We start from the raw sequence: 19,996 nt of genomic DNA on the forward strand, positions 1-19,996 counted from the left end.
GAGGGAGCCAAGTCCCGCGCATTCGCCGGTCAGGAATCCGCCGGGACAGCACTCCGATGAAACGCGCCCGCTGCACCAGCGCGCGGTTCGCGTCAGAGACCCTCCCCGTCGCGGGCGTCTCGAACCACGCCGAGGATGGCCGGGACGAGGCTCGGCCACGTGCGCGGCGGCGGTGGTGCGTGGCCGACGTCGGTCAGCACGATCAGCGGCGCGTCGATCGCCTCGGCTAGAGCTTCGCCGTGCGCGAGCGGACAGGTCGAATCAGCCGACCCGTGCACGACGACGGACGGCAGCGAGGTCAAAGCGGACCCATCGACGTCGCCCGCCACGGTCGTCGACATGAGCACGAGGCCGACGACGCGATCAGGATGCTGCGCGGCGAGGCGCTGCGCGACGACGCCGCCCGACGACACCCCGAGTACGACGACGTGGGCGGCGCCGAAGGCATCCGCGGCCGCGAGTGCATCGTCTGCGCGATCGGCGTCCGGGGACGCGTGTCCACCGCTGAGCGCAGTCGCCGGCTCCCCCGTGTCGCGCGGATCGAACCGCACCACTCGCACCCCGGCATCCACCAGCTCCGCGCAGAAGGCGTCCGGCCACCAGTGGCTCGCACGGCGAGAGCCGCCCAGGAGCACGACGGCCGGATCCGCGGTCGGCTCCCCCGCGGCCTGCGCCGTGATCGTTGCTCCCCTGACCGCGACGCTCCGGGTCGACCAGGCGACGGGAAAGTCGTATCCGGTCATCCCCACACGCTACTCGGCGTCGCGCACACGCCCTCACTCGCGTCCGCGCGAGAACTGAGGGCGTTCGCCGTCGACCGGGAAAGCTGACGCCTGACCGAACCCGTTGCGACAGGATGGACCGATGGCGACCGTCCCCGCTCCCCTCGTGCCCATCGTCCTTCGGATGCTGCGTGCGAACCGCACCTTCGTCACCGCCGACGGAGCGAGACGACGCGTGCGGGAGCGCGAGCTGCGGCCCTCCGCGTACGGGCCTCCCCCGCGCTTGCGCGCCGACCTGCGGGTCGAGGTCGAGCATGTCGACTGGCCGGTCTACACGGTCGCCCCGCGCGACCGCGAGCCGTCCGGCGGCGTGGTCTACGTGCACGGCGGCGGGTGGGTCAACGAGATCGTCGCACAGCACTGGCAGCTCATCGCCCAGCTTGCGGCGGAGTCGGGCGTCGCCGTCACTGTTCCCATCTACCCGCTCGTCCCCTTCGGGACGGCCTCGACCGCTCATGACGGCGTGGTCGCCCTCGTGCAACGGAGCGTCTCGCGGTACGGAACGACGATGCTCGCCGGCGATTCCGCTGGCGGGCAGATCGCGCTGTCGGCGGCGCAGACGCTGCGCGACGCGGGCGTCGCGGTGGCCGGCAGCATCCTGATCTCCCCCGCGCTCGACCTCACCTGGAGCAACCCCCGCATCCCCGAGGTGCAGCCGAGCGACCCGTGGCTGGCGACGCCGGGCGGACGAGTGCTCGCCGACCTCTGGCGCGGCGACCGGGCGCTGACCGACCCGGTGGTGAGTCCGCTCTTCGGAGAGATGAGGGGGCTCGCCCCGATCACGCTGTTCACCGGCACGCGCGACGTGCTCAATCCCGACGCGCATCTGCTGGTGGATGCCGCGACCGCGGCCGGCGTCGACATCGATCTGCACGAGGCGCAGGGCCACGTGCACGTCTATCCCCTGCTGCCCACGAGGCTCGGTGTCCAGGTCCGCGCGAAGATCATCGATGTCGTCCGCCGAGCGGTGGCGCAGCGCGGCAGTCAGCCGACATAGCGTCGGCAAGCCGCCGCGCGCGGTCCAGGATCGGTGCCTACGCCTCTCCCCGAGACCGACCCGCGGAAGTCGGGTCTGGCCGGGGCGCGGCGTCCTGCTTCGCCGGGTGCTGCCCCGCGACACCGAGAAAGCGCACGAAGAGCGAGATCCACCCGAATGTCAGCACGAAGACCACGGTCTCGACGCCGGTGAGCGAGAACGAACCGGTGGCGAAGGCCAGACCGGATGCGACGACCGCGGCGAGGATCGTCCACGACCAGGCGAAGTAGCTGCGCGGCATCCCGCGGAGCAGCCACGGCCCGGCGATCAGCGTCCCGAGGAACATCGCCGCCAGCGCGAGCGCCGAGATGTCGTGCCACAGGCGGTTCACGTCGACGGCCACGATGCCGACGCCGGCGAAGGCCGCGCCCATCACGACGAAGAGCGTGGAGACGATCCGCGGCGAGCGGGGTGAGGCGAGCACGCCGCCCGAGACCAGTGCCGTCATGTCGTGGGCGATGTACACCGCGAACGTGGTCACGAGAAAGCCGCCGACTCCGACGTGGCGCGTCGGGAAGCGACGGCAACCGCGACCGGAGCGACCTTCGGCCGGACCCCTTAGAGAGTCTCGTCGGAACGCGTGGTCTGGCGGGTGACGCGCTCCCCCGCTGTGGGATCGACGGCGGTGCGGGTGACGGTATCCGTCTGACGGCGACGCACCATGAGGATGATACCGATGAGGAAGACGAGCGCGCCGGCACCCATGAGGATGTAGCCGATCATGTCGAGGTTGACTCCCGGCACGTCGACGTTGACGGCGAACGCGAGGATGGCGCCGATGACAAACAGCGCGATTCCGGCTCCGATGCTCATGACAGCTCTCCTCTCGAGGCGGCACGTGCCGCACTCCGACACGATGACAGGGTGGAGGCCGTAGCGCTGAGGGCTTGACACGGGCCGGATGCTGCGGATCCACCCGTGGGCCCACGGGGCAGACATCGCAATCGGCCGATACATCGCGCCTGGCGGGTTGTCTCAGCCGATAGGGATGTCTTACGTTCTTCGAGCGCCTCGCGGCGGCTCCGTGTCGGAGGTTCGCTCTACCCTGGCGACCATGACCTGGATCGTCTACAACACCGCCACCACTCTGAACGGGTTCCTCGCCGATGACGCCGACTCGCTCGGCTGGCTGTTCGCCGTGCCGGGAGCCCCCGAGGCCGCCGACGACTTCGCGGGATTCCTCGCCGGGGTCGGGGCCTTCGTCATGGGAGCGACGACATACGAATGGGTGTGGGCGAACGACGAGGCGGAGAACCCGGGCTCGTGGGCGGCGACGTACGGATCGCTTCCGTGCTTCGTGGTGACCCATCGTCAGTTCCGCACCCCGGAGGGCGCCGACGTCACCTTCGTGCACGGACCCGTGGCCGAGTGGGTCGAGGCAGTCGTCGCCGCGGCCGCGGGGAAAGACGTCTGGATCGTCGGCGGCGGCGACCTCGTCGGTCAGTTCGCCGATGTCGACCGTCTTGACGAGGTGCGCGTCTCGGTCGCCCCGGTCGTATTGCCGTCGGGGAGGCCGCTGCTCCCCCGACGCCTCGAGGCCGACCGGCTCCGTCTCGAGCAGGTGCGTCAGCGGGGGCAGTTCGCCGAGCTCGTGTACCGGGTCAACCCGCGGGGGTGAGTTCGACCCAGTCGGCGAACTTGGCCTGACGGCCATCGCCCGACGACCGCCCGGTCAGTCGTCGTCGCACCCACGGGGCCACGTGCTCGCGGTAGTACGCGGCGCCGCGCGGCACCACCACCCCGTCGCGGGTGGGAAGCGACCACCACTCGGCCGGAGGGGTGTAGCCGAGCGCATCGATGACGCGGGCGGCGACACGGTGGTGGCCTCGCTCGTTCATGTGCAGCCGATCGGGCGACCAATACGACTCCTGCGACAACTCCCTATCTGGCCAGTTGAGAGCCCGGACGATGTCCGATCGGTCCGACACGCGCGCGAGCACCGCGTCCGACAGCAGGTCGCCACGGCGCTGGACGACCCGGCCGAGAGGCAGATGGAACGACGGGTTCGCCCCGGAGAGAAAGATGAGCTGCACGCCGGCCTCGTCGCACCGGTCTCTGACGCGCGAGAACAGGTCGGCGATGCGCTCCATGTCGGCCCGCGGCCGGAGCATGTCGTTGCCGCCGCCGTTGAACGACAGGTGGGTCGGTCCGAGGGCGAGTGCGGGCTCCAGCTGCTCTTCGACGATCGGCCTGGCAAGTTTGCCGCGGATCGCGAGGTTGGCGTACGAGATCGGCTCCCCCGCCGCATCCGCCCACCCCTGAGCCGCGAGATCGGCCCACCCGCGGACGGTGCCGTCGGGGAGCTCGTCGCCCACGCCCTCGGTGAAGGAGTCGCCGATGGCGACGAAGCGAACGGATGCCACGTGTTCAGCCTAGGCGCGTCAGCGGTCGTCGAGTGCGCGGCCACGGTGGTCTGCGACGCCGAACGATGCCACCACCGCCACCGCGAAGAATGCGGCGAAGACCACGAAGAGGAGCGGCGCGCCACCCCAGGCGAGAAGCGGGGGCACCGACAGGGGCGCGAGGATCGACGCGATCCTCCCGATGCCGGCGGCCCAGCCCGATCCGGTGGCGCGCAGTGAGGTGGGATACGTCTCGGGAGAGACGGCATAGAGCGCTCCCCAGGCACCCAGGTTGAAGAACGACAGGGCCATGCCCGCGGCGATCACCGAGACCTCGCCGGTCGCGGTCCCGAACAGCACGGCCGACACGGCGGAGCCGGCGAGGAAGACAGCGAGCGTCGCGCGGCGCCCCCACACCTCGATCAGCCAGGCGGCCACGGCATAACCGGGCAGCTGGGCGAGCGTGATGATGAGCGTGAACCCGAACGACCTCACCAGGTCGTAGCCCTGCGACACCAGGATGGTGGGAATCCAGATGAACGCGCCGTAGTACGAGAAGTTCACGCAGAACCAGAGCACCCACAGACTCGCGGTGCGCAGCCGGAACTCCGGGGTCCACAGCGCCGCCAGACGTCCCCCGGCGTCTTTCGCCGCGGCGGGCGTCGTGTCGGACAGCGGCGGTGCGGACGGCAGGCGACCGGCAGACCGCTGCAGATCGGCCACGATGGCCGCCGCTTCCGTCGCCCGCCCGCGGCGGGCCAGCCACCGCGGTGACTCGGGAAGGCCCCAGCGCACGATCAGGGCGTAGACGGCCGGGATCGCGCCCAGCGCGAAGGCCCAGCGCCACCCGTCGGGTGACGTGGGGATGACGAAGAAGCCGATCAGCGCGGCGGCGGTCCATCCCACGGCCCAGAACGCCTCGAGGATGACGATGACACGTCCGCGGATGCGGGCGGGAGCGAACTCGCTGACGTAGGTGGAGGCGACCGGCAGCTCGGCGCCGAGGCCCAGGCCGACGAAGAATCGCAGCACCAGCAGAGCGACGAGCCCGCCGACCAACGCGCTGGCCCCGGTTGCGACGCCGTAGACGACGAGTGTGAGAGCGAACACCTGACGCCGACCGAAGCGGTCGGCTAAGAGACCTCCCACGCTCGCGCCGATGGCCATGCCGACGAAACCGATCGACGCGATCCACGCCGTCTCCCCCGGCTGCAGGCTCCACTGCACCGCGAGGGTGGCGATGATGAACGAGATGAGCCCGACGTCCATCGCGTCGAGGGCCCAACCGAGACCCGATCCGGTGAGGATCTTCAGGTGCCGACGGGTGAAAGGAAGGTCGTCGAGCTGCTCCGAGATGGTCGCAGCGGTGGACGGCGGGGCGTCGCTCATGGAAACAGCGTAAGAGTCGTCGGGCTCAGTCGGACGCCAGCATGTCGCGAACGAGCGGGAGCACCCGGGTGCCGTAGAGCTCGATGCTCGACATGAGCTTGGAGTGGGCGAGCGATCCGCTCGCGAACTTCATCTGGAACCGCGATGCGCCGATCGTTCGGACCGTGTCTGCGATCTTGCGCGCGACGGTCTCGGGCGATCCGACGTACAGGGCCCCCTCCGGGCCGACATCGTGCTGGAAGCGGAGCCGGTTGTACGTCGGCCACCCGCGCTCGGCGCCGATGACGTTGTTCAGCTCGGCGACGCCCTCGTACGCTTCATCCCAGGCCTGCTGGTCGGTCTCGGCGGTGTGGCCCGGTGAGTGGATAGAGATCGGAAGGGTGGGCCGCTCGAACGACTCCAGAGAGCGTCGGTAGAGGTCGGCGAAGGGCGCGAACCGGTGGGACGGGCCGCCGATGATCGCCAGCACCAACCCGAAGCCGTAACGCGCTGCTCGGACGACCGACTCGGGCGAACCGCCGACCCCGACCCAGGCGGTGAGCCCGTTCTCGGTCTTCGGGTACACGTCGGCTGCGTCGAGCGGCGCACGCGTCGTTCCCGACCACGTCAGCGGCTTCTCATGCAGGAGCTGCGAGAACAGGTCGAGCTTCTCCTCGAAGAGCACTTCGTAGTCGCGCAGGTCGTACCCGAAGAGCGGGAACGACTCGATGAACGAGCCCCGGCCGAGGATGACCTCGGCGCGACCGTTCGAGACGGCATCGAGCGTGGCGAACCGCTCGTACACGCGCACCGGGTCGTCCGACGACAGCACGGTCACCGCGGTGCCGAGGTGGATCGACGTCGTCCGGGCAGCGGCCGCCGCCAGAACGATCTCGGGGCTCGTCACCGCGAAGTCCTTGCGGTGGTGCTCCCCCACGCCGAAGAACGACAGTCCCACCTGGTCGGCGAGCACCGCCTGCTCGACGACGTTCCGAATCGTCTGCGCGTCGCTCTGAAGAGCCCCGTCGTCACCCCGCGAGATGTCGCCGAACGTATCGAGCCCGAGTTGCACTGCGTCCATGCCAAGCCTCTTTTCTATTCGCCTGAATGAACCTATCGTGCCCGCGGGCTATTCCCGCTCCGCGTCAGTTCTTGAGCGCGCTACGGAGGGTGTCGAGTCCGACGCCTCCGATGTCGAGCGCGCGCTTGTGGAAGTCCTTGATGTCGAAGGCGTCCCCGCGCCGGTCGCGGTCTTCGTCACGTGCCTGCTCCCAGATGCGCTGCCCGACCTTGTACGACGGCGCCTGGCCCGGCCATCCGAGATAGCGATTGACCTCGAACTGCACGAACTCGTCGGACATGTTGACGTTGCGCCGCATGAAATCGAGCGCGTAGTCGTGGTCCCACACGCCGTCGCCCGACAGGCGCGGCTTCTCGAGGTGTACGCCGATGTCGAGAACGACACGCGCTGCCCGCATGCGCTGTCCGTCGAGCATGCCGAGTCGGTCGGCGGGGTCGTCGAGGAACCCGAGCTGCTCCATGAGCCTCTCGGCGTACAGCGCCCACCCTTCGGCGTGACCCGACGTGCCGGCCAGGAGTCGGCGCCAGGAGTTCAGCTGCGCACGGTTGTAGACCGCCTGCGCGATCTGCAGGTGGTGTCCGGGAACGCCCTCGTGGTACACGGTCGTGAGCTCGCGCCACGTGTCGAAGTCGTTGACCCCCTCGGGGACCGACCACCACATGCGCCCCGGACGCGAGAAGTCGTCGGTCGGGCCGGTGTAGTAGATGCCGCCCTCGCGCGTCGGGGCGATCATGCATTCCAGTCGACGGATGGGCTCGGGGATGTCGAAGTGGGTCGCGCCCAGTTCGGCGACGGCGCGGTCGCTCGTCTCCTGCATCCACTTCTGCAGCTCTTCGGTGCCGTGGAGCTTGCGCGCCGGGTCGTTCTCGAGGAACGCCACGGCCTCCTCGACGGTGGCGCCGGGGAGGATCTCGTTCGCGATGGACTCCTGCTCGGCGACCATGCGGGCGAGTTCTTCAACGCCCCACTCGTAGGTCTCGTCGAGGTCGATCGTGGCGCCGAGGAAGCGACGGGAGTGCAGCGGGTACACCTCGCGCCCGACGGCGTCCTTCTCGGTCGCGACGGGGGCGAGTTCGGCGGTGAGGAAGCGGCCCAGCGCGTCGTAGGCGACACGCGCCGCATTCGCGCTGTCGGCGAGCTCCCGGGCGAGCGAGGCCGGGAGCTGCCCGGACTCGGGGGCGGCGTCACCGGCGAACTCGGTGAAGAAGCCGGTGTCGGAGGTGTAGCGGGCGATCTGCGTCGCCACCTCGACGACCTGGCGCCGGGCGGGCACCACGCCCTGCGCGATGCCCTCCTTGAGCGTCTCGACGTAGCCTTCGATCGCCGACGGCAGCGCTCGCATGCGCGTGGCCACCACCGACCAGTCGTCGACGGTCGCCGTCGGCATGAGGTCGAACACCTGACGGATGTCTTGCGCGGGAGAGGCGATGACGTTCAGGTCGCGCAGGTGCCACTGCGCGTCGTCGAGTTCGACGTCGAGCTTCAGCTCGCGCAGCAGGTCTTCCTGGGTGACCGCGTCGATCGCGTCGACGGGCTGAGCGCTCTCGAGCTTCGAGATCGTGTCGCGGACGGCACCGATGTACTGTGCGTGGCCGTCGGGCGAGTAGTCGCCGTAACGGTCGTTGAACTCGGATCGGCCGATGTACGTCGCGGTCGTGGGCGAGATCTCGGCCAGAGTGTCGACCCAGGCGTCTGCGATCGCGTCGATCGGTGTGGAGGTACGAGGAGCGTCGGTCATCATTCGAGCCTAGTGACCTGCCTCGTCCCAATCACCCCCGCGCCCGATCTGTACGTCGAGCGGCACGGAGAGCGTCGCGGCGTCGCCCATGCGGGCGCGGACGATCTCTTCTGTCTGCTGCCACTCCCCCGCGGCCACTTCGACCACGAGCTCGTCGTGGATCTGGAGCAGCACGCGGGAACGCATACCGGCGGCGACCAGATCGTCGTGGATGTGGAAGAGCGCGATCTTCATGATGTCGGCGGCGCTCCCCTGGATGGGGGCGTTGAGGGCCGCGCGTTCGGCGTTCTCGCGGAGCACCCGGTTGGGACTCGTCAGGTCGGGGAACGGGCGGCGCCGGCCGAAGATCGTCTCGGTGTACCCGTCGATGCGGGCCTGCTCCACCGAGGAGCGGAGGTAGTCGCGCACGGCACCGAACCTCGCGAAGTACTCCATCATGAGCTGTTTCGCCTCGCTCTGCTCGATGCGCAGCTGCTTCGAGAGTCCGAACGCCGACAGCCCGTAGACGAGCCCGTACGACATCGCCTTGACCTTCGTTCGCATCGGTGCGGTCACCTCTTCGGGCGTCACGCCGAAGACCCGTGCGCCGACGAAACGGTGGAGGTCCTCGCCCGAGTTGAACGCCTCGATGAGGCCGGGGTCGCCCGACAGGTGCGCCATGATCCGCATCTCGATCTGCGAGTAGTCGGCGGTGAGAAGGGTCTCGTACCCCTCGCCGACCTCGAACGCGGCACGGATGCGGCGGCTCTCCTCATTGCGGATCGGGATGTTCTGAAGGTTCGGGTCGGTGCTCGACAGGCGCCCGGTCTGGCTGCCGGTCTGCACGTAGGTGGTGTGGATGCGACCGCCGTCGTCGATCGCGACGTCGAGGGAGTCGATGATCTGCCGCAGCTTCGTGGCTTCGCGGTGCTGGAGGAGCAGATCGAGGAACGCATGCGGATGGGAGTCCTGCAGGTCGGCCAGCACCGCGGCATCCGTCGAGTAACCCGTCTTCGTCTTGCGGGTCTTCGGGAGTTGCAGCTCTTCGAACAGAACCTCCTGCAGTTGCTTCGGCGAGCCGAGGTTCACCTCGTGCCCGATCGCCGCATAGGCCTGCTCGGCGAGGCGGTCGGCGCGCGACCCCAACTCGGCGGAGAACGACGAGAGCTTGTCGTGCGACACCGCGACGCCGGCCAGCTCCATGGCCGCGAGCGTGCGAAGGGTGGGCAGCTCGATGGTGTCGAACACCTGCCGCACGCTGTCGGGCAGTTCGGCGGCCAGCGCTTCGGCGACCCGGAGCGTGAACCACGAGACCTGCCCGGGCGTTGCGCCCTCGGTCTCGGGTACGAGCTGGGTCGGGTCTGCCTCGGGAAGCTTCTCGCCGAGGTAGCGGTCGACGAGGTCGGCGAGCGTTTTATCGGGGAAGCTCGGGCGCCGCAGCCAACCGGCGAGGACGACGTCGAAGACGAGCCCGCCGACGTCGAGACCGGCTCGCGCGAGGGCCTTCACCTGGGGCTTGGCGTCGGCGAAGACCTTCGGCGAGGAGGAGGCGAGCCAGGGTGCGATGGCCGTCGACAGCTCGGGGGTCCACTCCCCCTCGGCCGCAGCATCCGTCGTCGCGAGTCCGAGGCGCGTCGGCTGCCCGCCGGCGACGACCACGGTGACCGCGACCTGTCCCTCGGCAGACCCGGCCCAGGCGGCCAGTGCCGCGGCGTCGAGCTCGGGCGAGGCGGGTGCCTCGGCGGTGGGCGCGTCGGCGCTGCTTCCCGACGACTGGTCTACCCCCGCCGCCTCGAACACGCGTGGCAACAGGGTGCGGAACTCGAGTCGCGCGAAGATGTCGCGGACGGCCTGGGCATCGATGGGCCGTACGGCGAGATCGGCGGGAGCCAGGGGAAGCTCGACGTCGGTGAGGAGACGGTTCAGGCGCCGGTTGCGCCGCACGTCGTCGAGGTGCTCGCGCAGGTTGTTGCCGACGACGCCCGTCACCTTGTCGGCGTTCTCGAGCAGCGCGTCGAGCGAGCCGTACTGGGTCAGCCACTTCACGGCGGTCTTCTCGCCGACCTTGGGCACGCCCGGCAGGTTGTCGCTCGTCTCGCCGACGAGAGCGGCGATCTCGGGGTACTGGGCCGGTGGCAGTCCATACTTCTCGACGACGGCAGTCGGGTCGTAGCGCTTCAACTGCGAGACGCCCTGAACGTTCGGATAGAGCAGGGTGACGTCGTCGGTGACGAGCTGGATGGTGTCGCGATCGCCCGAGCAGACCAGCACGTGGAAGCCCTCGGCGGCGCCCTGCGTCGCGAGCGTGGCGAGGATGTCGTCGGCCTCGAAGTCTTCTTTCTGGATGACGGGGATGCTCATCGCCGCCAGACAGTCTTGGAGGATCGGGATCTGCCCCTTGAACTCGGACGGCGTCTCGGAGCGGTTGGCCTTGTACTCGGTGTACTCGCGGGTGCGGAACGACTGCCGGGAGGTGTCGAAGGCCACAGCGAGATGCGTGGGCTGCTCGGCCTTGATCAGGTTCACGAGCATCGACAGGAATCCGTAGATGCCGTTCGTGTGCTGGCCGTCCTTCGTCGAGAAATTGTCGACGGGGAGGGCGTAGAACGCCCGATATGCCAACGAATGGCCGTCGACGACGAGAAGGGTAGGCTTTCCGGAGTCCGTCACTCGTCAATGCTAACGAGGCCCGACGACACTCATCCGTCACCGAGCGAAGGCGACCATGACCGAGACCGTTTCCGACTCCTCCGCCGGTCTCGAATGGGTGCGGGGGCGCGGAATGGGCTCCCTCGCCGAGAAGATGGGCTTCGAGTGGGTCGAGTTCACGGTGGAACGAGCGGTCGCCACCATGCCCGTCGAGGGCAATACCCAGCCGGTCGGCCTGCTCCACGGGGGCGCGTACGTCGTGCTCGGCGAGTCGCTGGGGTCGATGGCCGCGAACCTCTACGCCGGTCCGGGCAGGCTCGCTGTCGGCGTGGACATCAACGCCACCCACACGCGATCAGCCACCTCGGGCATCGTGACGGGAGTGTGCACGCCGATCCACCTCGGTCGTTCGATCACGGTCCACGAGATCGTCTTGACCGACGAGCAGGGACGACGCTGCTCGACGGTCCGCATCACGAACCACATCAAGGACGCACCGCAGAAATGAAGAACGGATGCTGGGTCTCAGCATCCGTTCTTGTGAGGCTCTGGCGAGGCCGCGCTACTTCTTCGGCGCGAGCTGCTCGATGATGGCCTTGGCCACGTCCTGCATCGTGAGGCGTCGGTCCATGGACGCCTTCTGGATCCAGCGGAACGCCTCGGGCTCGGTGAGGCCCATCTTCTCGTTCAGCAGACCCTTGGCGCGGTCGACGAGCTTGCGCGTCTCGAAGCGCTCGACCATGTCGGCGACCTCGGCCTCGAGCGTGATGATCTGGTCGTAGCGGGCCAGGGCGATCTCGATCGCCGGGAGCAGATCGTTGGGCGTGAAGGGCTTCACGACGTAGGCGAGGGCACCCGCCTCGCTGGCACGCTCGACGAGCTCCTTCTGGCTGAACGCCGTCAACAGCACCACCGGGGCGATGTGGTTCTTGCTCAGCCGCTCCGCGGCACTGATGCCGTCGAGCTGCGGCATCTTGACGTCCATGATGACGAGGTCGGGGCGAAGTTCGGTGGCGAGCTGCACCGCGGTCTCGCCGTCGCCCGCCTCGCCGACGACGTCGAAGCCGTTGTCACGCAGGATCTCGACGATGTCGAGGCGGATGAGCGACTCATCCTCCGCGACCACGACACGGCGGGGGGCGGATGCCACGGGCGCGGTGCCCGGATCTAGGTCAGTCACGTATTCATCCTAAGACAGGGGGTCGGCATACCCGCCGATACCCGGGGTGGGGGAAAGGAGCCAGGAACCGAATTCACGGATGATGGACTTCTCACTGGAGTGCCGGTGGTGGGATTCGAACCCACACGCCCTTTCGGACAGAGCATTTTGAGTGCCCCGCGTCTGCCGTTCCGCCACACCGGCGAGCACTTCAGCATCCGAACCATATCGCACGGGCGTCCGAGAACCCCGGACGCCCGTGCGAAGGATCAGGCTTCGCGCTGGTAGATGGGCGCTGCGCCGTGGACGGCGTCGCCGATCTTGTGTACGCGCAGGTCGTTGGTCGACCCCGCGATTCCGGGAGGGGAACCGGAGATGACGATGACCTTGTCGCCGACCTTCGCGAGGTCGTTGGACAGGAAGTAGTCGTCGACCTGCAGGAACATCATGTCGGTGTGCTCGACGTGCTCGACCAGGGTCGATCGCACGCCCCAGGTGAGGGCGAGACGACGACGGATGCCCGGCTCGGGCGTGAACGCGATCATCGGGATGGGAGAGCGCAGGCGCGACATACGGCGCGCGGAGTCGCCCGACTCGGTGAAGATGCAGAGGTACTTCGCTTCGACGAACTCGGCGACCTCGATCGCGGCGAGCGTGATGGCCCCGCCCTGGGTGCGCGGCTTGGTCGTCAGACGCGCGATGCGGTCCAGACCATGCTCTTCGGTGGAGGCGACGATCCGAGCCATCGTCTCGACGACGCCGACCGGATACTGTCCGACGCTGGTCTCGCCCGAGAGCATGACGGCGTCGGCACCGTCGAGGACGGCGTTGGCGACGTCGCTGGTCTCGGCGCGGGTGGGCACGGGGTTCGTGATCATCGACTCGAGCATCTGCGTCGCGACGATGACGGGCTTCGCCATGCGGCGGGCAAGCTCCACCGCGCGCTTCTGAACGATCGGCACCGCTTCGAGCGGCAGCTCGACGCCGAGGTCGCCGCGGGCGACCATGATGCCGTCGAACGCGTCGATGATGGCCTCGAGGTTGTCGACCGCCTGCGGCTTCTCGATCTTGGCGATGACGGGAACCGTGCGGTTCTCTTCGGCCATGATCACGTGAACGCGCTCGATGTCGGACGCATCCCGGACGAACGAGAGCGCGATGAGGTCGGCGCCGGTACGCAGACCCCAGCGGAGGTCGTCCTCGTCCTTCTCCGACAGCGCGGGCACGTTGACGGCCACGCCCGGAAGGTTGATGCCCTTGTTGTTCGAGACCGGTCCGCCGACGATGACCTCGGTCGTCACGGTCACGCCGTCGGTCTCGATGACCTGGACGCGCACCTTGCCGTCATCGATCAGGAGGTAGTCGCCGGGCTTCACGTCCTGCGGCAAGCCCTTGAAGGTCGTCGACACGATCTCCTTGGTGCCGGCGATGTCTTCGACGGTGATCTTGAAGATGTCACCGGCGGCGAGCTCGTGCGGGCCGTCGGAGAAGCGACCGAGGCGGATCTTCGGCCCCTGCAGGTCGACGAGGATCGCGACCGGCTTGCCGGCGTCGTCGGCAGCCCGACGCACATTCGCGTAGTTGCCCTCGTGCACGGAGTAGTCGCCGTGGCTGAGGTTCAGACGGGCGACGTCGACACCCGCGTCGATGATCGCGCGAACGCTCTCATAGGTCGATGTGGCGGGTCCTAGCGTTGCGACGATCTTGGCGCGTCTCATCGGTATTTTTCTCCGAAAGATGGGGGTCGGGTGGAAGGCCTCGGCCAGCCTACGCGGGCAGAAGGCCGATCGCGACATCGGACGGACGCACCGGGGCGGGAAGCTCGGTGGAACCCATCAGGAACCGGTCGACCTCGGCGGCCGCGGCGCGCCCCTCGGCGATGGCCCACACGATGAGCGACTGTCCCCGACCGGCATCGCCGGCGACGAAGACGCCCGGTGCCGTGGTCGCGTAGGTCGAGTCGCGCTCGACGGCTCCGCGTCCGGTGAACTGCGCACCGAGCTGGTCTTCGAGCTGCGTGCGCTCGGGACCGGTGAAGCCCATCGCGATGAGGATGAGGTCGGCGGGGATCTCTCGCTCGGTGCCGCTCTTGGGGATGCGGCGGCCGTCGACGTACTCGGTCTCGGCCACGCGGAGCGCGCGCACCTCGCCCGAGGCGTTGCCGAGGAACTCGACGGTCGAGGCGAGGAACATCCGCTCACCGCCCTCCTCGTGCGCGGAGGTCATCTCGAACAGCGTCGGCGTCATGGGCCAGGGATGCGTCTCGGGGCGCTCCTCGGGGGGCTGCTTGCCGATCGCGAGGTTGGTGACGCTGAGTGCGCCTTGGCGGTGGGCGGTGCCGATGCAGTCGGCGCCGGTGTCGCCGCCGCCGATGACGACGACGTGCTTGCCCTCCGCCGAGATCTGGTGCGGCACCTGGTCGCCCGCGACGGCCTTGTTCGACTCGACGAGGTACTCCATGGCGAAGTGGACGCCGTCGAGGTCGCGTCCGGGGATCGGCAGGTCGCGCGGCAGGGTGGCACCCGTTGCCACCACGACGGCGTCGTAGCGGGCGCGCAGGGCGTCCCAGGTGATGTCCTTGCCGATCTCGACGCCCGCGCGGAAGCGGGTGCCCTCGTCCTGCATCTGGCGCAGGCGCCCCTCGAGGTGGCGCTTCTCCATCTTGAAGTCGGGGATGCCGTAGCGCAGCAGGCCGCCGATGCGGTCGTCGCGCTCGTAGACCGCCACGGTGTGGCCCGCACGGGTGAGCTGCTGTGCGGCGGCGAGTCCGGCGGGACCGGAGCCGACGACGGCCACCGTCTTGCCGGTCAGGCGTCCCGGGGGCTCGGGCTCGACCCAGCCGTTCGAGAACGCCTCGTCGATGATCGAGACCTCGATCTGCTTGATCGTCACGGCCGGCTGGTTGATGCCCAGCACGCACGAGCTCTCGCACGGGGCGGGGCACAGGCGTCCGGTGAACTCGGGGAAGTTGTTGGTCGCGTGCAGGCGTTCGATCGCCGAGCGGCCCTCCCCCCGCCACGTGAGGTCGTTCCACTCCGGGATGAGGTTGCCCAGCGGGCAGCCCTTGTGGCAGAACGGGATGCCGCAGTCCATGCAGCGGCCCGCCTGACGCCGGAGCACGGCGGAATCGCCCGGCTCGTAGACCTCTTTGTAGTCCATGATGCGCACGGGAATGGGGCGCCGAGCGGGCACCTCACGGTCCGTGACCTTCAGAAAACCTTTCGGGTCAGCCACCCGTCACCTCCAGAATGCGGCTCCAGACCACGTCTCCGTCGGGGTCGAGCCCCTCGTCGACGGCGGTCTGACGCGTCTGCAGCACCGCGGCGTAGTCGCGCGGCACCACACGGACGAAATTGGCGAGCTCTGCCTCGAAGTCGTCGAGCAGCTCGCCCGCGAGGGTCGAACCCGTTTCAGCTCGGTGCTGCTCGAGCAGGTCGCGCAGCATCTCGGCGTCGCCCGAACCGAGGGGTCCGAGTTCGAGCTCGCCGGAGGCGAGAGCCTCGCGGTTCACGAGGGCCTCGTCGAGCTTGTAGATGTAGGCCGTTCCGCCCGACATGCCTGCGCCGAGGTTTCGGCCGGTCGCGCCGAGGATCACGGCCAAACCGCCCGTCATGTACTCGAGCGCGTGGTCGCCCACGCCCTCGACGACGGCCGTGGCGCCGGAGTTGCGGACGAAGAACCGCTCCCCCACCACGCCGTTGAGGAACATCCACCCCTGCGTCGCGCCGTACCCGATGACGTTGCCGGCGATGACATTCTCGGATGCGGCGAACGCCGAATCGCGCGGCGGCCGGATCACGATCTGCCCGCCCGAGAGCCCCTTGCCGACGTAGTCGTTCGAGTCGCCCTCGAGGCGGAGCGTGATGCCGGAGGGCATGAACGCTCCGAACGACTGGCCCGCGGAGCCGGTGAGGCGCACCTCGATGGATCCGGAGGGCAGCCCGTTCTCGCCGTGGGCGCGCGTGACCCGGTGGCCCAGCATGGTTCCGACGGCTCGCTCGGTATTGCGGATCGGCAGGTCGATCTCGACGTGACCGCCGTGGGCGATCACGTCCTGCGCGCGCTCGATGAGCTGCACGTCGAAGTGTTCCTCCAGCTCGTGGTTCTGCTCCCGGCCGTGGCGGCGGGGAACGTCGTCCGCGAAGCGGGGGCCCTCGAGGATCGGCGCGAGGTCGAGACCGCTCGCCTTCCAGTGGTCGAGGGCGCCGTTGACGTCGAGGAGCTCGGCGTGGCCGATGGCCTCGTCGAGCGAGCGGAATCCGAGCTCGGCGAGGTACTCGCGCACCTCCTCGGCGATGAACTCCATGAAGTTCACGACGAACTCCGGCTTACCGGTGAAGCGCGACCGCAGAACGGGATTCTGCGTGGCGACGCCGACCGGGCAGGTGTCGAGGTGGCAGACGCGCATCATGATGCAGCCAGAGACGACGAGCGGGGCGGTCGCGAACCCGAACTCCTCGGCGCCGAGGAGGGCGCCGACGATCACGTCACGACCGGTCTTGAGCTGACCGTCGACCTGGACGACCACGCGGTCACGCATGCCGTTGAGCATGAGCGTCTGCTGCGTCTCGGCCAGACCCAGCTCCCAGGGCGTGCCGGCGTGCTTGAGCGAGTTCAGCGGGCTCGCGCCCGTGCCGCCGTCCTGGCCCGAGACGAGGATCACGTCGCTGAGCGCCTTGGCGACGCCCGCGGCGACCGCACCGATGCCCGACTGGCTGACGAGCTTCGTGTGGATACGCGCCTCGGGGTTGGCCCGTTTCAGGTCGAAGATGAGCTGCTTGAGGTCTTCGATCGAGTAGATGTCGTGGTGCGGAGGGGGCGAGATGAGCCCGACGCCCGCGGTCGCGTGACGCGTGCGCGCCACCCAGGGGTAGACCTTCGTCGGGGGCAGCTGACCGCCCTCGCCGGGCTTCGCGCCCTGGGCGAGCTTGATCTGGATGTCCTCGGCCTGGGTGAGATACAGGCTGGTCACACCGAATCGGCCCGAGGCGACCTGCTTGATGGCGCTGCGGCGAACCGGGTCGAGCAGGCGGTCGACGTCTTCGCCGCCCTCTCCGGTGTTGGACTTCGCGCCGATGCTGTTCATCGCCACGGCGAGGGTCTCGTGCGCCTCCTGGGAGATCGAGCCGTAGCTCATCGCTCCGGTGGAGAAGCGCTTCACGATCGCCGACACCGGTTCGACCTGGTCGAGCGGCACGGGAGGGCGCACCCCCTGACGGAGCCCGAACATGCCGCGCAGCGTCTTCAGCTCCTGGGCCTGGTCGTCGATGAGCTTGGTGTACTCGCGGAAGATGTCGTAGCGCCGCTCGCGCGTGGCGTGCTGCAGACGGAAGACCGTGTCGGGGTTGAACAGGTGCGGCTCGCCGTCACGCCGCCACTGGTACTCGCCGCCGGTCCACAGACGCTCGTGCGCGCGCACGGCGGCGTCCTCGGGGTAGGCGTAGGCGTGACGCGCGGCGTTCTCGGCCGCGATGACGTCGATGCCGATTCCGCCGAGCTTCGTCTCGGTGCCCGTGAAGTAGGCGTCGACGAGCTCCTGCGACAGACCGATCGCCTCGAAGACCTGCGCTCCCGCGTAGGAGGACACCGTCGAGATGCCCATCTTCGACATGATCTTCAGCACGCCCTTGCCGAGGCCGTAGATCAGGTTCTTGACGGCCTTCTGCGGGGTGACGTCGGTGATGCGGCCGGCGCGCACGAGGTACTCGACGGTCTCCATCGCGAGGTACGGGTTGACCGCGGAGGCGCCGTAGCCGATGAGCGTCGCGACGTGATGCACCTCGCGGACGTCGCCCGCCTCGACGACGAGGCCCACCTTCATGCGGGTCTCGTTGCGGATGAGGTGGTGATGCACGGCCGCGAGCATGAGCAGCGACGGGATCGGCGCGAGGTCTTTGTTCGAGTCGCGGTCGCTGAGCACGATGAACTCGGCGCCGTCCTCGATCGCGTGGTCGACCTCGCGGCACATCTGCGCGAGGCGCTTCTGCATGCCCTTGTGGCCGGCCTCGACGCGGTAGAGGCCGCGGATCGTCACCGAGGAGCGCCCGGGAAGGGCGGTGTCGATGTGCTGGATCTTCGCGAGCTCGTCGTTGTCGATCACCGGGAAGTCGAGCGTCACGGTGCGGGTGTGGTCGGCGCCCCACTGCAGGAGGTTGCGCTCGGGGCCCAACCCGAGTGCGAGCGAGGTGACGACCTCTTCGCGGATCGAGTCCAGCGGCGGGTTCGTGACCTGCGCGAACTGCTGCGTGAAGTAGTCGAAGAGAAGACGGGGTCGCTCGCTGAGTACTGCGACGGGGGTGTCACTGCCCATCGCGCCGAGCGGCTCGGCGCCCTTCTGACCCATCGGGGTCAGGAGGATGCGCACTTCCTCCTCGGTGTACCCGAAGGTGCGCTGACGACGGGTGATCGAGGCGATCGGGTGCACGATGTGCTCGCGCTCGGGCAGCTCCGACAGGCGCACGCGCCCGGCGTCGAGCCACTCCTGCCACGGCTCCTGTGCGGCGAGCTGCGCCTTGATCTCCGAGTCGTCGACGATGCGACCCTGCGCGGTGTCGACCAGGAACATGCGTCCGGGGCGCAGGCGGCCGCGGCTCTTGATGCGCTCGGGTGCGAAGTCGAGCACGCCCGTCTCGCTGCCGATCACGACGAGACCGTCGGTCGTCTCGGTCCAGCGACCGGGGCGCAGGCCGTTGCGGTCGAGCGTGGCTCCGACGAGCGTGCCGTCGGTGAAGATCAGCGCGGCCGGGCCGTCCCAGGGCTCCATCTGCATCGAGTGGTAGTCGTAGAAGGCGCGCAGGTCGGGCGCGATGGTCGCCTGCTTCTCGTACGCCTCGGGGACCATCATCATGACCGCGTGCGGAAGGCTGCGACCGGTGAGGGTGAGCAGCTCGAGCACCTCGTCGAACGAGGCGGAGTCGCTGGCGCCGTCGGTGCAGATGGGCAGGAGAGGCCGGATGTCGCCGAGCAGCTCCGACTCGAGCTGCGACTGACGCGCGCGCATCCAGTTGCGGTTGCCCTTGACGGTGTTGATCTCGCCGTTGTGGGCGAGCATGCGCAGCGGCTGAGCGAGCGGCCACGACGGGAAGGTGTTGGTCGAGTACCGCGAGTGGACGACGGCGAGCTCCGATACGAACCGCTCGTCCTGGAGGTCGGGGTAGAACGGCTCGAGCTGCAGCGTCGTGACCATGCCCTTGTAACCGAGGGTGCGGCTGGACAGCGACACGAAGTAGGCGCTGAGCTCGATGGTCGCGCGCTTGCGCAGCCGGTAGACCCGACGGTCGAGCTCGATGCCCGACAGGGCCGCGGCGTCGCCGACGGCGGGGCGGGAGACGAACAGCTGCTCGAAGGCCGGGCGTGCCTCGTAGGCGAGCTTGCCGAGGTGCTCGTCATCGGTGGGCACGTCGCGCCACCCGAGCACGACGAGGTTCTCTGCCGCTGCGATTCGTTCGATACCCGCCTTCATCTCGGCGCGGGCCTCGGACTCGATCGGCAGGAAGATCATGCCGGCCGCGTACTCCCCCATCGGAGGCAGCTCGAAGTCGACGACGGCACGCAGGAAGGCGTCCGGCATCTGCGTCAGGATGCCCGCCCCGTCGCCGGTGCCGGCGTCGGAGCCGATCGCACCGCGGTGCTCGAGATTGCGCAGCGCCGTCAGCGCCAGCTCGACGATGTCGTGGCCGGCTTCGCCGCGGAGCGTCGCGACCATGGCCAGACCGCACGCGTCTTTCTCGAAGGCTGGGTTGTACATCCCCTGCTTTGCGGGGAACGCGCCGCCGACGGCGGCGGCGGAACGGGAGCTCGAAGGCATACCTGCCGTCCTCACGTTGATTCTCAGGATGGGACGACGTCGGCCCTGGAAGGAT

Annotated in this window: 15 protein-coding genes and 1 tRNA gene; 3 read left to right on the forward strand and 13 right to left on the reverse strand. The window is 68.8% G+C overall.

What is annotated here, in order from left to right; genetic code table 11:
• Positions 1-92: 92 nt before the first annotated feature.
• A complete protein-coding gene (locus ABTU82_RS00005; RefSeq protein WP_407170815.1) occupies positions 93-743 on the reverse strand; it encodes an alpha/beta fold hydrolase in 651 nt (216 codons plus the stop codon).
• Positions 744-864: 121 nt separating this feature from the next.
• Between ABTU82_RS00005 and ABTU82_RS00010 the strand changes: the two genes are divergently transcribed.
• Positions 865-1,779 (forward strand): alpha/beta hydrolase fold domain-containing protein, encoded by a 915-nt coding sequence (locus tag ABTU82_RS00010; RefSeq protein WP_407170816.1) that lies wholly within the window; start codon positions 865-867, stop codon positions 1,777-1,779.
• 37 nt (positions 1,780-1,816) lie between these two features.
• Here the strand turns inward: ABTU82_RS00010 and ABTU82_RS00015 are convergent, their stop codons facing one another.
• Positions 1,817-2,299: a hypothetical protein gene (locus ABTU82_RS00015; protein WP_407170819.1), complete on the reverse strand. Its 483-nt coding sequence runs from the start codon at positions 2,297-2,299 to the stop codon at positions 1,817-1,819.
• A gap of 77 nt (positions 2,300-2,376) precedes the next feature.
• Positions 2,377-2,631 (reverse strand): DUF6458 family protein, encoded by a 255-nt coding sequence (locus tag ABTU82_RS00020; protein ID WP_407170821.1) that lies wholly within the window; start codon positions 2,629-2,631, stop codon positions 2,377-2,379.
• Between the two features lie 241 nt (positions 2,632-2,872).
• Here ABTU82_RS00020 and ABTU82_RS00025 point away from each other — a divergent pair, with 241 nt between their 5' ends.
• Entirely contained in the window at positions 2,873-3,436 is a 564-nt protein-coding gene (locus tag ABTU82_RS00025; protein ID WP_407170824.1) for a dihydrofolate reductase family protein, read from the forward strand.
• On the opposite strand, the gene ABTU82_RS00030 is transcribed toward ABTU82_RS00025, so the two are convergent.
• The 5 genes from ABTU82_RS00030 to polA all read right to left on the reverse strand — a co-directional run bounded on the left by ABTU82_RS00030 (position 3,420) and on the right by polA (position 10,996).
• Positions 3,420-4,181, reverse strand: a complete 762-nt coding sequence (locus tag ABTU82_RS00030; protein WP_407170826.1) for an SGNH/GDSL hydrolase family protein — start codon at positions 4,179-4,181, stop codon at positions 3,420-3,422. The genes ABTU82_RS00025 and ABTU82_RS00030 overlap by 17 nt on opposite strands.
• An 18-nt stretch (positions 4,182-4,199) precedes the next feature.
• A complete protein-coding gene (locus tag ABTU82_RS00035) occupies positions 4,200-5,549 on the reverse strand; it encodes an MFS transporter (RefSeq protein ID WP_407170829.1) in 1,350 nt (449 codons plus the stop codon).
• Between the two features lie 25 nt (positions 5,550-5,574).
• Positions 5,575-6,609 (reverse strand): LLM class flavin-dependent oxidoreductase, encoded by a 1,035-nt coding sequence (locus ABTU82_RS00040; protein ID WP_407170831.1) that lies wholly within the window; start codon positions 6,607-6,609, stop codon positions 5,575-5,577.
• A gap of 64 nt (positions 6,610-6,673) precedes the next feature.
• A complete protein-coding gene (locus ABTU82_RS00045; RefSeq protein WP_407170833.1) occupies positions 6,674-8,347 on the reverse strand; it encodes a DUF885 domain-containing protein in 1,674 nt (557 codons plus the stop codon).
• Between the two features lie 9 nt (positions 8,348-8,356).
• Positions 8,357-10,996, reverse strand: coding sequence for a DNA polymerase I (polA, locus tag ABTU82_RS00050; protein WP_407170835.1), 2,640 nt, complete (start codon positions 10,994-10,996; stop codon positions 8,357-8,359).
• A gap of 55 nt (positions 10,997-11,051) precedes the next feature.
• Here polA and ABTU82_RS00055 point away from each other — a divergent pair, with 55 nt between their 5' ends.
• Positions 11,052-11,483: a hotdog fold thioesterase gene (locus ABTU82_RS00055; RefSeq protein WP_407170836.1), complete on the forward strand. Its 432-nt coding sequence runs from the start codon at positions 11,052-11,054 to the stop codon at positions 11,481-11,483.
• Between the two features lie 54 nt (positions 11,484-11,537).
• Here ABTU82_RS00055 and ABTU82_RS00060 read toward each other — a convergent pair whose 3' ends face one another.
• The 5 genes from ABTU82_RS00060 to gltB all read right to left on the reverse strand — a co-directional run bounded on the left by ABTU82_RS00060 (position 11,538) and on the right by gltB (position 19,941).
• Positions 11,538-12,155: an ANTAR domain-containing response regulator gene (locus tag ABTU82_RS00060; RefSeq protein WP_116646635.1), complete on the reverse strand. Its 618-nt coding sequence runs from the start codon at positions 12,153-12,155 to the stop codon at positions 11,538-11,540.
• A 100-nt stretch (positions 12,156-12,255) separates the two neighbouring features.
• Positions 12,256-12,338 (reverse strand) — tRNA-Leu (locus tag ABTU82_RS00065).
• A 65-nt stretch (positions 12,339-12,403) separates the two neighbouring features.
• Complete coding sequence (gene pyk, locus ABTU82_RS00070) at positions 12,404-13,852, reverse strand: pyruvate kinase (RefSeq protein WP_407170840.1); 1,449 nt, start codon at positions 13,850-13,852, stop codon at positions 12,404-12,406.
• 49 nt (positions 13,853-13,901) lie between these two features.
• Positions 13,902-15,368 carry a glutamate synthase subunit beta gene (locus tag ABTU82_RS00075; protein WP_407170844.1) on the reverse strand — a complete coding sequence of 489 codons (1,467 nt, stop codon included), beginning with the start codon at positions 15,366-15,368 and terminating at the stop codon, positions 13,902-13,904.
• Entirely contained in the window at positions 15,361-19,941 is a 4,581-nt protein-coding gene (gltB, locus tag ABTU82_RS00080; protein ID WP_116646632.1) for a glutamate synthase large subunit, read from the reverse strand. Before gltB ends, ABTU82_RS00075 begins: the two co-directional genes overlap by 8 nt.
• Positions 19,942-19,996 lie beyond the last annotated feature (55 nt).

This window comes from Microbacterium deferens (genome assembly GCF_045517775.1).
GTDB lineage: Bacteria > Actinomycetota > Actinomycetes > Actinomycetales > Microbacteriaceae > Microbacterium.

Bases quoted from the DNA above. Each gene is read 5' to 3' on its own strand.
- ABTU82_RS00005 (WP_407170815.1), bottom strand. From the start codon at position 743: ATGACCGGATACGACTTTCCCGTCGCCTGGTCGACCCGGAGCGTCGCG.
- ABTU82_RS00010 (WP_407170816.1), top strand. From the start codon at position 865: ATGGCGACCGTCCCCGCTCCCCTCGTGCCCATCGTCCTTCGGATGCTG.
- ABTU82_RS00020 (WP_407170821.1), bottom strand. From the start codon at position 2,631: ATGAGCATCGGAGCCGGAATCGCGCTGTTTGTCATCGGCGCCATCCTC.
- ABTU82_RS00025 (WP_407170824.1), top strand. From the start codon at position 2,873: ATGACCTGGATCGTCTACAACACCGCCACCACTCTGAACGGGTTCCTC.
- ABTU82_RS00035 (WP_407170829.1), bottom strand. From the start codon at position 5,549: ATGAGCGACGCCCCGCCGTCCACCGCTGCGACCATCTCGGAGCAGCTC.
- ABTU82_RS00040 (WP_407170831.1), bottom strand. From the start codon at position 6,609: ATGGACGCAGTGCAACTCGGGCTCGATACGTTCGGCGACATCTCGCGG.
- ABTU82_RS00045 (WP_407170833.1), bottom strand. From the start codon at position 8,347: ATGACCGACGCTCCTCGTACCTCCACACCGATCGACGCGATCGCAGAC.
- ABTU82_RS00055 (WP_407170836.1), top strand. From the start codon at position 11,052: ATGACCGAGACCGTTTCCGACTCCTCCGCCGGTCTCGAATGGGTGCGG.
- pyk (WP_407170840.1), bottom strand. From the start codon at position 13,852: ATGAGACGCGCCAAGATCGTCGCAACGCTAGGACCCGCCACATCGACC.
- gltB (WP_116646632.1), bottom strand. From the start codon at position 19,941: ATGCCTTCGAGCTCCCGTTCCGCCGCCGCCGTCGGCGGCGCGTTCCCC.